This is a genomic window from Luteibaculum oceani (assembly GCF_007995015.1).
Classification (GTDB): Bacteria; Bacteroidota; Bacteroidia; order Flavobacteriales_D; family Luteibaculaceae; genus Luteibaculum; species Luteibaculum oceani.
In genome coordinates this window covers 39,145-53,807 of the sequence record NZ_VORB01000008.1, presented here as the reverse complement: position 1 = coordinate 53,807, position 14,663 = coordinate 39,145, and the positions used below count along the sequence as shown (strand labels likewise).

The window sequence follows — 14,663 nt, the reverse complement described above, 5'->3', positions numbered from 1 at the left end:
GCATTGTTAGTAAATTTGGATAACTTGCATTAACCCTGTAAACATAGCTTTTATAGGTATTTTAGACTAATTGGTCGGATTATTAGTAAAAAGCCAGCTTTTGTTTTCTTTATTCAACGTATTACTTTATCCATGAGCAAAATTTCCTCTTCCTCCGAATTTCTCAATACGCCTAAATTTTTTGAAACTATAGAAGATTTAGCCAACATAGGTGCATGGGTGTTGGATTTAGAAACGGAAAAAACTATTTGGTCTAAACAGGTTTATGCCATTTACGATTTAGATCCTAAAACGGCTACCGATTTGGAGCAAGGTGTTTCCTATTACACCAATCAAAGCCAAATATTATTGACGGATGCTATTTCCAAATGCCTTGCTACTGGCACAACTTTTAGGCTTAAGCTCCAAATTGTATCAGCTAAAAAAGTGAAGAAGGATGTCTTGGTGGTAGGAAAACCAGAATTTAAAGGGGAGAAGATCATTAAGTTGTGGGGGGCCATTCAGGATATTACCGATTACGAAACCCAGGTAAGGCTGTTGGAGGACGAGCAGATTAAGCTTAATACTGCGCAGTCATTGTCCCAGTTTGGGCATTACGAAACGGATTTAGTGAAGCAGACTTGGACTGCCAGTGATCGCTTTTGTAGGATTTTCGGTTTCAACAAAAGTGAGGAGCCATTTACCATGAGTGAATTTGAGGAAATTGTGCATCCAGAGGATCATGAAAGGGTTATGAAGGACTTTACGGATGCCTTAATCAAAAAACAAGATTTCTACTGCGAGTACCGATGTATTAACCGCAAAACAAAAGAAACCATTTGGGTAAAATCCACCTCAAAAGTGGAATACGATAAAGATGGAACCCCAATTAAAATTTTAGGGGTAAAGTACGATGCAACCCAGTATGTGAAAGATCAAGCTAAGCTTAAGGAAGCTAACGAAAGTCTCGAGGAAAAAAACTTACAATTAGAACAATTTGCCTATGTAACCTCTCACGACCTTAAAAGCCCCATAAATAATATTCGATCATTTGTGGAGTTAATTCGTGATGAAATAGAACCATATAAAAACGAGGAATTAGAGACTTATTTAAACTACGTTAAAGAGGCTGGAGACAGGGTGGCTTTGCAAATTAGTACATTGTTGGCGCATGCCAAGATAGGGCTGGATAGAGAAATTGGTGAAGTAGACTTAGCAAAAGTATTGCGAAACGTACAAGAAGATTTGCGTTATCACATCAAAGACACCAACGGAACATTAGAAATTCCTGATCAACTGCCTGTCATTTATGGTGATGAAACCGAATTGAGAATTTTATTCCAGAATCTTATTTCCAATGGATTAAAATTTTCCAAGGAAAATCAGGCACCCATGGTGAAAATTTTCTACGAGTTCTCAGGGGATTATCACAAATTTTTAGTGGAGGATAATGGTATAGGTATACCACCGGAAGAATTGGAGAGTATTTTTGAAATGTTCTCTAGATCCAGTGTGTCTTCGAGTTTTAAAGGTAGTGGTATAGGATTGGCCCACTGCAAGAAAATTGTGAACCTCCACAATGGTAAAATAGAAGTAAAAAGTGAACTTAATAAAGGAAGTACTTTTATAATTATGCTTCCAAACAAGATCTAACAATTCGTATAAGGAAACTCAACAGTTCCAAAGACTTTCATTAATTTCCAGCCCCAAAGTAAAACACATGAAGAAAATATTGCTTTATGGTGTCGCGGCTGGATTTTTGTTTTCTTGTAATCAAACCACCGAAGAGGCCAAGTCAGAAGTTAAAAAGGAAGATAAGTTTGAGTATCTAGCAGAACAGTTTGCGGACTTAAAAATTCTTCGATATAAAATTCCTCAATGGGATCAGTTGGATCTTAGACAGAAAAAGCTGGTTTATTTCTTAACCCAATCGGGTTATGCAGGTAGGGATATAATGTGGGATCAAAATTATCGCCACAACCTAACCATTAGAAAGGCCTTAGAAAAAATTGTTCGTGAATACGATGGTGATAAATCAGGAAAAGATTGGGAGAATTTTATGGTATACGTTAAGCGTGTATGGTTCTCTAACGGTATCCATCACCATTATAGTACTGCAAAAATTCTTCCTGAATTTTCTAAGGATTATTTTGCAAGTTTATTAGCAGCAACGGGTCAATCTCTTGAAGGGGAGGTGGTTAAAGCTATTTTCGATCCAAGCTTTGACGCGAAAAAAGTTAACCTAGATCCCGAAAAAGGATTACTGAAAGGTTCTGCGGTTAATTTCTATTCGCCGGATGTTACTGAGAAAGAGGTCGATGCCTTTTATGCTAAAAAGATGGACAAGTCAGACTTGGAACCAATTTCCTACGGACTAAACTCAAGAATAGCAAAGGTTAATGGGGCGTTGGTTGAACAAGTGTATAAGGTCGGCGGATTGTATGGTCCGGCTTTAGAAAATGTTATTTCCTGGTTAGAAAAAGCCAAAGAAGTTGCAGAAAATGAGCAGCAAGCTTTAGCTATTAGCTTGTTGATAGATTACTATAAAACTGGTGATCTTAAAACCTGGGATGCTTTCAATATCGCATGGGTAAATGATACCTTAAGTGAAATAGATTTTATTCACGGATTTGTTGAGGTGTATAACGATCCAAAAGGATACCGTGGTTCTTACGAGTCAATCATCGAGATTAAGGATTTTGAAGCTTCTGAGCGCATGGCTATGCTTCAAAAAAATACCCAGTGGTTCGAAGATAATGCTCCTATTATGCCAAAACATAAAAAGGAAAAAGTAAAAGGTGTTTCATACAAGGTTGTTAACGTGGCTGGTGAGTCTGGAGATGCTTCTCCTTCAACGCCAATTGGAGTAAATCTTCCTAACGCCAACTGGATTAGAGCTAATCACGGATCTAAATCTGTAAGTTTAGGAAATATCGTTTCAGCTTATAGCGAGGCTTCGGCAGGGGGCATTCTTGAAGAGTTTGCTTTTAACGAAGAGGAAGTGGAGCTTTCTAAGAAACACGGAAAATTGGCAGGTAAACTTCATACTGCTCTTCACGAAGTAGTGGGCCATGCATCTGGGAAATTGGAGCCCGGTGTAGGTACTCCTAAGGAAACATTAAAGAACTACTCATCTACAATAGAAGAGGGTAGAGCCGATCTTGTAGCGCTTTACTATTTGATGGATCAGAAAATGATTGATTTAGGATTGATGACAACCCTTGACGTGGGGAAAGCTGAATATCAATCATACATTAGAAATGGTTTAATGCTTCAACTTAGAAGGTTAGCTGTTGGTGAAGATGTAGAGGAAGCTCACATGAGAAACAGACAGTGGATTTCTAAATGGGTTTACGAAAAAGGTAAAGCAGATAACGTAATCGAGAAGGTCGTAAAAGAAGGTAAAACCTACTTTGTTATCCGAGATTACGATAAACTTAGAGCCTTATTCGGAGAATTGTTGAAAGAGGTTCAGCGCATAAAATCTCAAGGAGATTACGAAGCTGCTAAAAATTTGGTAGAAGGTTACGGGGTTAAAGTAGATCAAGATATCCACCAAGAAGTATTGGATAGAGCGGCTAAATTTAAGTCGGCGCCATACGGTGGTTTCATCAACCCAAGATTAGTACCTGTTACTAATGATGCTGGGGAAATTACCGATGTTAAAGTGGAATATGTTGGGAGCTTTACCGAGCAAATGCTAGAATATGCTGAGAAATTCGGTGTATTGTAATTTTCCAACCTAGAGTTATCTCAAAGCCTCCCAAATTGGGGGGCTTTGTTGTTTTATAAGCCTATGTATTACTTTTACCCCCGTGCTTAGAGATATTTATCGGCTATTAAGAAAAGAGATACAGCAGGAGTTAAGTGAGCAAAACGCAACCTTGGTAATATTGCTCTATGTATTAAGTTCTGTTTACGTAACCTATTTGTGTTTTACCAAGGTGCTTAGTATAAGCACCTGGAATGCATTATTTTGGGTAATTGTTCTTTTCGGGGCCTTTAACGCTACACTTAGAGTTTTTGATAAGGAACAAGGTGGGAAAGATTTGTTCCTTTCTCAATTGGTAGCACCGCAGGTTATTTATTGGGCAAAAGCAGTATTTGCATCGCTGTTAAGTATAGTAGTTGCGGGAATAGGATTCGCATGCTTTGTCGTTTTTATGGGGCTTCCCAGTGAAACCACCCTGGCATCTGTAGCCTGGTTTGGTCTTTTAATCTTACTGGCTGGTCTTGGATTAGGAGCGCTATTGGCTCTTATTAATGGTATTGCTTTTAAATCTGGTAACTCCATCGGGATGGCCAGTATTCTCGGTCTTCCGCTTTCTATGCCGCTAGTGATTTTATTGATTCGAATTTCTACACACATATTGGCCGGACAGCCTATAGCTGTATTCCAAAAGTATTTTTTGTCTTTATTAGCTTTAGATCTTATAATTCTGGTCTTGGCATCCCTCTTATTTCCCTACCTTTGGCGCGATTAAAAAGCGGGAATGAGAAACAGCTGGAAATTGCTTGCCATTCTGTTAGTAACCTACGCCTGTATCAGTAGTTTTTTTCTACCAATGGCACCGGGTTTGCAGTCGGTAAATCCAACCACCAAATCAGATTCAACTTTCACCTTAACCGTTAGTGGGTATAACACGCATTTCGATGCCGATACCGTGGTGCTTTGGCTTCAAAGCGAAGACAAGCAGGCAGTGCGCCCTGTTGCTGAGGAAATTTACAGTGCTACCATTGGTTCATTCGAATTTCAAACGAAGGATTTCCCCCAGAACGGAAATTACTCCTTATGGGTTTATAATAACATCGATAAAACACTTTTTTTACCTCAAGCCCATTTTGTAGAGCAAAGCACAGATTCAGTGCTTCACACCACTTTTGATCGCAGTGCATACGTTATGGGGCGCGATAAATTTGAAATTCCTTTTAAGAATATTCTTTACGAAACCATTAGAAATTTAAACTTCCACGTTACTATGTGGTTTGTTCTGCTAATTCTAATGACCATTTCGCTGGTATACTCCGTTAAATACTTAAATGGCGACAACCAGTTAATCGATATAAAAGCATCGCAAGCGGCAAAAGTTGGATTGTATTTTGCTCTTCTTGGAATTATTTCGGGAAGTATTTGGGCTAAATATACCTGGGGTGCCTGGTGGGTAAAAGATCCGAAATTAAATGGTGCTGCCCTCTCTTTCTTAGTGTATCTCGCTTATTTGGTTTTACGTCAATCCATTCCAGACGACGAAAAAAAGGCACGTATATCTGCGGTATACAACATATTTGCCTATGTGTTAATGATCGTATTTATTCAGGTATTGCCACGATTAACCGACTCCTTGCACCCAGGAAATGGTGGTAATCCGGCGTTTAGTCAGTACGATCTTGACAATAACTTAAAAATGATTTTCTATCCAGCTGCTTTAGGTTGGATATTAATAGGTATTTGGATCTGGACCATTAAAGTCAGAATCCAGAAAATAGAATTACATACAGATAATGAAGAGCTGTAAATACATTTTGTTTTTAATCGCTGTGGCGATATCACAATTCACTTATGGGCAAACCCCAAGGGTGAACGAGTTTCAAGGGAAGTTTGGTGTTTTTATCGCTGTAGCCCTTGTGGTTTTAGTGGGGATTTTTGTTTTGCTCGTTATGCTAGATCGGAAAACCAAACGACTGGAGAATAGGTTAAATGAATTAAAAGATAAGTAATGGGAAAGTCGAAAATTTTAATCCTTTTGGTGCTGGCTACCCTAATAGGTTTTTTAATAAGCTCAATCTACGATAGTAGTACCTATGCTTCGCTATCGGAGGCTTTCGAGGACCCAAACTCTGAGTTTCACGTGGTGGGTGTTCTTGATAGATCATTTCCAGTAGAGTATAACCCCATTGAAAATGCACAGCTTACTAAGTTTAAGATGGTAGATAACAATGGCGATACAGCAATGGTTTACCTAGAAAAAAGTAAGCCCCAGGATTTTGAGCGAAGCGAAAATGTGGTGGTTATTGGAAAGGCCAAGGGAGAGGTGTTTTTAGCTAAGGATATTTTGGTTAAATGCCCATCCAAGTACAACGAAGAGTTAGAAATTAGTACAGGAAGTTTATAAGTACATGGAGTATGTTGGCGAAAACCTTTTACCGGGTTTAATAGGTAAAACTTCATTGTTAATTGCATTTGTTCTTGGGCTTTATGCCTTTATTCTCGCAATTTTTTCAGCGAAAAAAGAAAACGACCAAAGCCTTCTGCGTACTGCAAGACTAGCGTTTGTAGGACAGGGACTAGGGATAGTAGTTGCCAGTGCAGCACTATTTTACATCATTTTCAACGGACTTTTTGAATACGATTACGCTTGGAAACATTCCAACAGCAAAATGGACATGAAGTACATTTTAGCCTGTTTCTGGGAGGGTTACGAAGGGAGCTTCTTAATTTGGATGGTTTGGCAGGCAATTCTGGGGCTGTTTCTTTTTAAACGAGCAGAAAAGTTTGAAGCCTGGGCCCTTGCCATTTTTGCTATGGCTCAGTGTGTATTGCTTACCATGGTTTTGGGAGTTTATATTGGCGACTGGAAGGTTGGAAGCAATCCTTTTATCCTGATTCGCGAGTTGCCAGATAACCTTGGAGTGCCCTGGACCATGCTTCCAGATTATTTAGAAAAAATTCCTCAGTTCCAAGATGGTAGGGGATTAAACCCATTACTACAAAATTATTGGATGACCATTCATCCACCCATTATTTTTCTAGGATTTGCAGCCACTCTTATACCCTTTGCTTATGCTTTTTCGGGTATAATGAATAAAGATTATCGTGGATGGATTAAACCTGCCATGCCCCTTTCTCTTTTTGCTCTTGCCATTCTGGGAATAGGGATATTAATGGGAGGAGCCTGGGCATACGAGGCGCTTAGTTTTGGTGGATTTTGGGCCTGGGATCCTGTAGAAAATGCTTCTTTAGTTCCGTGGTTAATTTTAGTTGGATGTGTTCACCTTATGTCCATTAATCTTAAGAAGGCCTCTCATTTATTCAGTCTGTTACTTTTTGCTATGGCTTCGTACACTTTAGTGGTGTATTCTACTTTTCTTACCAAAAGTGGGGTTCTAGGCGATTCGTCGGTACACTCTTTTACCGATAATGGAATGAGTGGACAACTTATGTTCTACCTTGGTTTAACATTGGCTACCATGGTTTTTGCCCTTCAAATTGAGAAGCGCAAGCAATTGCTTTTTACAGGATTCATAGTCGCCGTATTAATTTTGTTCTCCCTGGTTGAAGAACAAAGTGCGGTATTGGTATTCTTTTTAATAGGAGCCTTGTTATTTACCTTCTTGGGTAGACAAAACTTGCTCTTTAAGGCCAAGGAAGAAGACAGGTTGTGGTCTAGAGAGTTTTGGATGTTTGCTGGGTCTTTGGTGCTCTTTTTAAGTGCTATGCAAATTAGCTTTTCTACCAGTACACCAGTTTACAATATCCTACTAAAACCATTTTCTCCAATATTTAGAGATTTATATGCTGCCACCGAATGGGCATTTCTAAAAGGTTTGCAAAATCCAAGTTTTGCACCTCCTGCGGAGCCCATCGATCACTACAACAAATGGCAGGTTCCGTTTGCTATTATTACTTCATTATTAATTGCTTTTACCCAGTATTTAAAGTACAAAAATACTCCGGTTAAAGAATTGATGAAATCCCTTTGGTTTCCATTAATGTTGGCTCTTGGTTTTGCTTTTGGTTTGGGCTATTACTATGAGTTCGATACTAATAATGGACCTCTATTATTGTTGCTTTTTACCTCTTTATTTGCGGTAATTGCCAATGCTTTCTACCTCTTTAAAAACCTCAAATTAACATGGTCTAAAAGTGGTTCTTCGCTTTCCCATGTTGGGTTTGGTATGATTATCCTTGGGGCCTTAATTTCAACTGGTCGCTCAGAAAAAGTCTCAGAAAACACTTCTGGTATCGACCTAGCTGCTTTAGGTGAAGATTTTAAGAATAACGATGATATCCTGCTGTTTAAGGGAGATACCCTTAGCATGAATAAGTATTTCATTCGTTACAAGGACAAGTCTAAAGAAGGTGTAAACCTGTATTATGAGATAGAGTACTTCGAAAGGGTACCAAGAACATATAAAAATGGAGACTTAGTACTTAGTCAAGGATTGGTGTTTAGATGTTTAGCAGACCATAAGCCAACGAGCTTCCTTAGCGACAGAGAAAAGTATTGGGAATACGTAAGCAAGCCTAGTCCGTCGCAATGGTCGAAGGCCAAAAACTGGAATGCGGATAAACCAGGGGATAAGGTGTTTAGCCTTTATCCGAAAATTCAGTTGAACCCAACCTTTGGAAACGTAGCCGAACCAAGTACTAAACACTACCTAGATAGAGATATATACACCCATATTCGCTGGGCTGAATTGGAAGACCCAAAAGTGGATGAGACGGGTTTCTATCCTGCAAACGAACACAAAATTAAGCGGGGAGATACGGTGTATACATCCCAGAATATGGCGGTGCTTAAAGACTTAAAAGTGGTTAGAGACTACGAAAAGTACCGATTGGCTAAGAACGATCTAGCCATAGCTGCGAGTGTGGAGATCACTGGGGTTAATGATTCAATCTATAATGCAGAGCCTCTTTTTATATTGCGCGATAGTAGTTTGGTAATTCCAGATGTTGCCGAGGTCACAGATTTGGGACTTAAGTTAACCTTTACCGAGGTGAATCCAGAATCGGGTAAAATAACCCTAAACATTGCTGAGCATAAGGAAAACCGTAAAGAATTTATTGTGATGCAAGCGATTATCTTCCCAGCGATTAACATACTTTGGTTGGGCTGCATTGTAATGGGACTTGGGATTTTTAGTTCGCTATATTCGTATTCGAGAAAAAAGCGAGTTCAGCGTAATTAGATAAATGCCTATGCCAACTAAGGATTTTGATAAAATACACATTGTAGGAAGCGGAAACGTTGGACTGCAGTGCGGATATTTTTTCAAGAACCAAGGTTACGCTACAAAATGGTATGGCCGTTCCCTAAGGGATATCGAATTTCAGGATACAGTAGTTTCTACAATTGCCCTCGAGAATCTAAATGCTGGAATATCAGATTTGATTATCCTTTGTGTGAATGATGATTCCATTCCAGCGGTCTCCAAATTCATAGGAGAAACAAAGGCACTCGTAGTACATTGTTCAGGAACGGTTGGTATAGATGCATTGATTCAAAGAAGAAAAGGGGCGCTGTATTTCTTCCAGAGTATTTCAAAAGGAGAGCAAATAGCTTTCGTGAACGTTCCTGTTTACCTTGAGGCAGCTCTAAAGGACGATGAGCTATTGTTATGTGACTGGGCTAAAAAGAATTTCTCTCTAATAAAGGTATTGTCCAGTAATAATCGATTAAAGCTCCATTTGGCGGGCGTCCTGATAAACAATTTTGGAAATCAATTGCTGGCACTTACTTCGGAGATTTTTGAAGGCAGCGACCTTGAATTATCCGATATAGCTCCTTTGTATAACCGTACCCTTGCTAAAGCAATGGAATTAGGTCCTAGCTCATCGCAAACAGGTCCGGCTAAGCGCGGCGATCACAACACCTTAGAAAAGCACTTAAAATTGCTTGAAGATTATCACCCCGATTGGAGTGAAATTTATAAGCGATTTTCAAACCGAATTAAAGACAGCAATTAAGATGATATATAAATCTAAATTAAAGGGGATACGAGCTTTTGTATTCGATGTAGATGGGGTATTCACCAATAGTGAGGTGCTTTTACATCCTGATGGTGATCTTTTACGTGTAATGAACACAAGGGACGGCTATGCGATTAAAACTGCCATAGACGAAGGATTAAAAGTTTGCATAATATCGGGCGGTAGGTCTCAAGCGGTTCGACAACGCTTGTTAGATCTGGGTGTTAAAGATGTGTATCTAGGGGTAAGTAATAAGCTAGAAGTTTTTAAGGAATACATAAAGGATGAGGCCATAGACCCAGCAACAGTTTTGTATATGGGAGATGATATTCCAGATTACGACGTTATGATGCATGTTGGTCTACCTTGCGCGCCGAAAGATGCCGCCGAAGAAATTTTGGAAATTGCAGAATACGTAAGTTCTAAAAAGGGTGGAGAGGGCTGCGTAAGAGATATCGTTGAACAAACCCTAAAAGTGCAAGGGAAATGGTTTAAAGCCAAATAATACATGAAAAACACCTTGGCGTTTATTAAGCTAGCTAGACCACTAAACCTGGTGATTATTGCTGCAACCTTGTATGCAATGCGGTATTGGGTCCTTTTGCCCATGCTAGAACCTAAAAATTTTGAATTACCAAGTTCACTAGGTCTATTCACATTGTTGGTAATTTCTGTGGTTATGATAGCAGCAGGAGGAAACATTATTAATGATTACTTCGACACAAAAACCGATGCAGTAAACAAGCCGGGTAGAATGATAGTGGGGGTCCACCTAGATCGACGTGTAGCACTATATAGCCATGGTATTCTTACTTTTCTGGGAATAGGATTGGGTGCTTATTACGGTTATCAAACTGGCACACTGAGATTTATTGTACTTCACGTTTTTGTGGCAATTTCTCTTTGGTATTACAGCACTTACTTCAAGCGTGAAACTCCACTAGGAAATTTTGTAATTGCCCTGCTTACCGGTTTGGTTCCACTTACCATAGGATTTTTCGATTTGTTTCCCATTGTTAAGTCGGTTTCTAAGGAAACCGCGACTGAATTAGCAGACCAGGGACTTTCGCTAATGGTCTATTTTAAAATTTTGATCTACTGGATTTTAGGATTTTCCTTATTTGCTTTCTGGGGTAATTTAATTCGTGAATTGCTTAAAGATCTAGCCGATCTTAAAGGCGATATAAAAGCAGGAAGAAGAACTCTGCCAATAGTTCTGGGAGAAAAAGGAGGGCTATGGATAAGTGTAGGTTATGTATTGGTATGGTGTTTGGGTCTGCTTATTGTGGAGTGGCAATTTTTAGATAGCACCTTATCGCTATGCTACATATTGGGACTACTTATTTTTCCAATGCTCGCCATTTTGGCCATGATGTTTAGGTTTCCAAATGAAAAAACATACAAAAGGGCGGCAACTGGAGTTAAATGGATTTTATTCTTTGGTTTGTGTTTTAGTTATTTCGTAAAAACTATTGTTTTTGAATAAGCCATTCCTACCAAAATTAAAGATAGTTCTGGGGTCTAAATCTCCCCGGAGAAAGGAGCTTCTAACGCAGTTGGGACTTAACGTTCGCGTTGAGGCAATGGGGGTTGAAGAAACTTATCCAGAAGAATTAAGTCCTGAGGAGGTTGTTTTGTTTCTCGCGGCAAAAAAAGCCGAAGCCTACAAGTCTTTTGGTCCTAATGAGGTTTTAATTACCTCGGATACTATAGTAGTTAGAAAAGATGAAATTTTAGGGAAACCAAAGGATCTTGAAGATGCAGGGAAGATGTTGCATCGTCTTTCTGATGCAAGCCATAATGTCTACACGGCTGTTTGCATTAATGCCTTTGGATTGATAAGAAGATCTGTTGTTGTAAAGACTAAAGTTCATTTTAAGGCGTTGCAACAAAGTGAAATTGATTACTACCTGAAAAATGGAAAACCTTTAGATAAAGCTGGCGCATACGGAATTCAGGAATGGATAGGTATGGTAGCTGTTGAGAAAATTGAAGGTTCTTACTACAATGTTGTAGGACTTCCGGTGCAAGAAGTAGTAAAGATATTAGAAGAGATAAATGATTCGATTGATTAAACTTTCATTAGTTGTTGCCTTGGTAAGCATGGGGTTTGCCAATGGATATGCTCAAGGTGCATTGGCCTATGATCAGGTAATGTTTGCCAAGGATAAAATTCTTGATCTAAGAACGGGTTTACCATATAGTGGGAGATTGGAAGAAAAGTATTCCAACGGAAAGCTGAAATGGGTTTCCCTTGTAAAGGATGGAAAGCTAATAGGAAGTACAAAAGGCTTTTATCCTTCGGGGCAAACTCATTTCATCTTAACTTATGAAGATGGTGATTTAACTGGGGTGTTTACGGAGTATTTCTCCAATGGTGAGTTGAAATTTCAAGGAGATATCTCGCGTCAGAGTAGATATGGCGGAAATGATATGCGCGGTTTCCTATACTGTTATTACGATGGAGATCGTTACAAAAACAAGTATAAAGGGAAGGGTAGAATTCAGTTGATGACTGCAAATGGTTTATCGCCATTTTTTAACGGTCACATGTCCCCGAATCTTATAGAAGGATATAGAGTTTTCGAGAATAAAATGGTCAATTACGGGATGTTTATTGAAGACAGTAGAGAAATTGTATGCCCGGAAGCTCGTGATCCTCAATTGTCGAACCAAAACTGGAGCCCCAATTAATTAGGGTCCACAGTTAATCCCAATACAACTCTTATAGGTTTTTGCTCAGTAGAAGCTGGGTAAAACATCAATTCAAGGCTGTATTCGCCTTCAATATCCTTTCCGATTATCTCTAGTTCTACTGGGATACTGCCTTCCTTTTTAATGCGGTAATCCTCTAGGTGAATATCGGTGCATCCACAACTATTTCTAATTTCTGAAATATTTAGTTCCTCGGGATAGGGGTTGTATAAAGCAATCACCGCCTTTTTAACTTGGTTGGGTTTAATTTTTCCCAAGGGATAGAAAAGTGTTTCTATCTCATTAGGTTGGGTGGGAGTTGTATCTCTTAAAATTCTGGTTTTATCCAACTGTAACCATTGAATTTCGACCCTTCTTTCCATTACAGCGCCAATAGAAAATACCGATTGCTTTTGGTCAAAGTAATCGTCACTTACACTTTTATCTGCCGTACTTTCTCCGTATGGATTGGTTGCCCAGCCCACCGCGTCTTTTAGGCTGTCGGGAACTATGTTTTGGGCGTTAAAATAATTCTGAACACTTGATATTCTTCGCTCCGAGAGATAAATGTTATAATCCGATTTAGCCAATGGTGAAGCATATCCTCGAACCGATATTACCACTGGGTATGGGGTGATTTGATACAGGCGCTTTAGCGTGGCTAAAAAGTTGTTGAAGGTTTGAAAACTACTAGGGAGGGTGTTCTTAAAAAAGTCACTCACCTTTGCATCTGGATTCTTTTCCAGATACAATTGTTTTAGCGACATATAGCTGTTAAAGCAACTATCGTAATCGATATCCGTGAATCTTTTTGTTGTTTTTGGATTGGGCTCGTCGTTGTGAAAATAAAGCGGCACGGGGAGCATATTCCTAAGCGAATCCACTATTTCTGAAACTTCTTGTAAAATGCTTGGGGTTTTATCCAATTGCTTGTATTGAATGGTATCCAATAACTGAGCCATGAGTTGCTCATAATTGCCGTGGATACTATCAAAAGGGTAATCAAATTCGTAAATATCGTTGCAACAGGTTTTGTAGCGCCCTTTTTTTCCTCCTTCTCTGTTCGACACTAAAAGTCCTTTTGTAAGCTTTTTATCCAGCTTAAAGTAGGTGTCGTTGGCAGGACTATTAAATGGTTTTTCGAGATTGATGATTTGACTAAATCTTTTTAAATCAGGAGTGTAGGTGTAAAAAATATCTTGTTCACCAATCCCTCCATGCCACTGGGAACTAAAAAACAGCAAGTCCTTTTTTGGTAAGTAAAACGGACTAATTTCATTGGAAGAGGTATTTACAGAGGCGCCTAAATTTATGGGTTTGCCGTAATTGCCAATACTATCTTTCCAAGCGAGCCAAATATCCATTCCTCCATATCCGCCATTCATGTTAGAGGTAAAAAGAAGTCCTTCTCTTCCCGCTTTGCTCCGGAAAGGATAGGGGTGTGACATTAACTGTGCATCGCTTTCTATTTTTATGGGTCTGGAGATTCCATATCCTTGTCCATTTCTTTTACTAGAATAAATAAGACATTCGGAGCTGGATTTGCACAGGGTAAAAAACAGCGCTGAACTGTCGGTTGAAAATGCGGCATTTGCAGAGAGGTAGCCTGGCTTGTTAATGTTTGGGGGAAGTTCATTTCCGAGTTTCCAGTCTTTTCCCTTTTTTGAAGCTGTCTTTTGAACAATACCTCTAAGTTCTGGAGCATCAAAAACTCCGGTACTTGTACTAAGTAGCATTTCTTCTTCAGATAGATAGAGTGGAGCAAAATCGGATTCTACCGAGTTTACCTTTTCCAAATTGTAAAATGGAGTTTCTATTCCTTCAAAATCTCCATCAATTAGCCGTTTAATGGTTGATATTTCCTTAACGGCATGCTTGTGCTCGGCCGATTTAGGATCTTGGGAAGTTTCACTGTAGATTAATTCATAGGTTTCTAGTGCTTTGCGAAAAAGACCAGCGCTTTTTTGAGCCCGACCAAGTAGGTGGATCAATTCGGGGTAATTATTCTCCTCATCAGCATTGTATGCCTTAAAAAGGATTTCGCTGGCTCGTTGGTATTCGTTAATCCTTAAAAGAGTTGTACCGAATAAATGGAGTAACTCCAGGTTTTCACCATCTACCTTAAAAGCTTTATCTAGTGCTCTTTCAGCTAGGTATGGATCTCCTGCCTCGAGGGCCTGTTTGGCTTCTGAAATATATGGGGTAGCTGCACTCGTCTTTTCCTGGCTAAATACCGTGAAATAAAAAAATACGGTTAGGATAGTGAGAAAAATTTTCAACCAGAAGAATATTCGAT

At 39.2% G+C, this 14,663-nt stretch carries 13 protein-coding genes; 12 read left to right on the top strand and 1 reads right to left on the bottom strand.

Annotated elements, in window-relative coordinates; translation table 11 throughout:
- Window positions 1-132 precede the first annotated feature (132 nt).
- The 12 genes from FRX97_RS09355 (at window position 133) to FRX97_RS09300 (ending at window position 12,367) form a co-directional block, all read left to right on the top strand.
- On the top strand, window positions 133-1,632 hold the full coding sequence (locus tag FRX97_RS09355) for an ATP-binding protein (RefSeq protein ID WP_147014948.1): 1,500 nt from the start codon (window positions 133-135) through the stop codon (window positions 1,630-1,632).
- 67 nt (window positions 1,633-1,699) lie between these two features.
- Window positions 1,700-3,712: a dipeptidyl-peptidase 3 family protein gene (locus FRX97_RS09350; RefSeq protein ID WP_147014947.1), complete on the top strand. Its 2,013-nt coding sequence runs from the start codon at window positions 1,700-1,702 to the stop codon at window positions 3,710-3,712.
- Between the two features lie 82 nt (window positions 3,713-3,794).
- Window positions 3,795-4,463, top strand: a complete 669-nt coding sequence (locus FRX97_RS09345; protein ID WP_147014946.1) for a hypothetical protein — start codon at window positions 3,795-3,797, stop codon at window positions 4,461-4,463.
- A 9-nt stretch (window positions 4,464-4,472) separates the two neighbouring features.
- Entirely contained in the window at window positions 4,473-5,495 is a 1,023-nt protein-coding gene (locus tag FRX97_RS12380; protein ID WP_223266603.1) for a cytochrome c biogenesis protein, read from the top strand.
- Complete coding sequence (locus FRX97_RS09335; RefSeq protein WP_147014945.1) at window positions 5,482-5,697, top strand: CcmD family protein; 216 nt, start codon at window positions 5,482-5,484, stop codon at window positions 5,695-5,697. Before FRX97_RS12380 ends, FRX97_RS09335 begins: the two co-directional genes overlap by 14 nt.
- A complete protein-coding gene (locus FRX97_RS09330; RefSeq protein WP_147014944.1) occupies window positions 5,697-6,092 on the top strand; it encodes a cytochrome c maturation protein CcmE domain-containing protein in 396 nt (131 codons plus the stop codon). The genes FRX97_RS09335 and FRX97_RS09330 overlap by 1 nt, the downstream gene beginning before the upstream one ends.
- A 4-nt stretch (window positions 6,093-6,096) precedes the next feature.
- Window positions 6,097-8,892: a cytochrome c biogenesis protein CcsA gene (gene ccsA / locus FRX97_RS09325; RefSeq protein ID WP_147014943.1), complete on the top strand. Its 2,796-nt coding sequence runs from the start codon at window positions 6,097-6,099 to the stop codon at window positions 8,890-8,892.
- A 10-nt stretch (window positions 8,893-8,902) separates the two neighbouring features.
- On the top strand, window positions 8,903-9,670 hold the full coding sequence (locus FRX97_RS09320; RefSeq protein WP_170227090.1) for a DUF2520 domain-containing protein: 768 nt from the start codon (window positions 8,903-8,905) through the stop codon (window positions 9,668-9,670).
- A 1-nt stretch (window position 9,671) separates the two neighbouring features.
- Window positions 9,672-10,178, top strand: coding sequence for a KdsC family phosphatase (locus FRX97_RS09315; RefSeq protein ID WP_147014941.1), 507 nt, complete (start codon window positions 9,672-9,674; stop codon window positions 10,176-10,178).
- Window positions 10,179-10,181: 3 nt separating this feature from the next.
- The gene (locus tag FRX97_RS09310) at window positions 10,182-11,159 is read left to right on the top strand and encodes a geranylgeranylglycerol-phosphate geranylgeranyltransferase (protein WP_147014940.1); all 978 of its coding nucleotides are present in this window, start codon (window positions 10,182-10,184) and stop codon (window positions 11,157-11,159) included.
- Window positions 11,152-11,748, top strand: coding sequence for a Maf family protein (locus FRX97_RS09305; protein WP_147014939.1), 597 nt, complete (start codon window positions 11,152-11,154; stop codon window positions 11,746-11,748). Before FRX97_RS09310 ends, FRX97_RS09305 begins: the two co-directional genes overlap by 8 nt.
- A complete protein-coding gene (locus tag FRX97_RS09300) occupies window positions 11,741-12,367 on the top strand; it encodes a toxin-antitoxin system YwqK family antitoxin (protein ID WP_147014938.1) in 627 nt (208 codons plus the stop codon). The genes FRX97_RS09305 and FRX97_RS09300 overlap by 8 nt, the downstream gene beginning before the upstream one ends.
- Here FRX97_RS09300 and FRX97_RS09295 read toward each other — a convergent pair.
- Entirely contained in the window at window positions 12,364-14,646 is a 2,283-nt protein-coding gene (locus FRX97_RS09295; protein WP_170227089.1) for a DUF1573 domain-containing protein, read from the bottom strand. The two genes, FRX97_RS09300 and FRX97_RS09295, sit on opposite strands and share 4 nt — an antisense overlap.
- Window positions 14,647-14,663 lie beyond the last annotated feature (17 nt).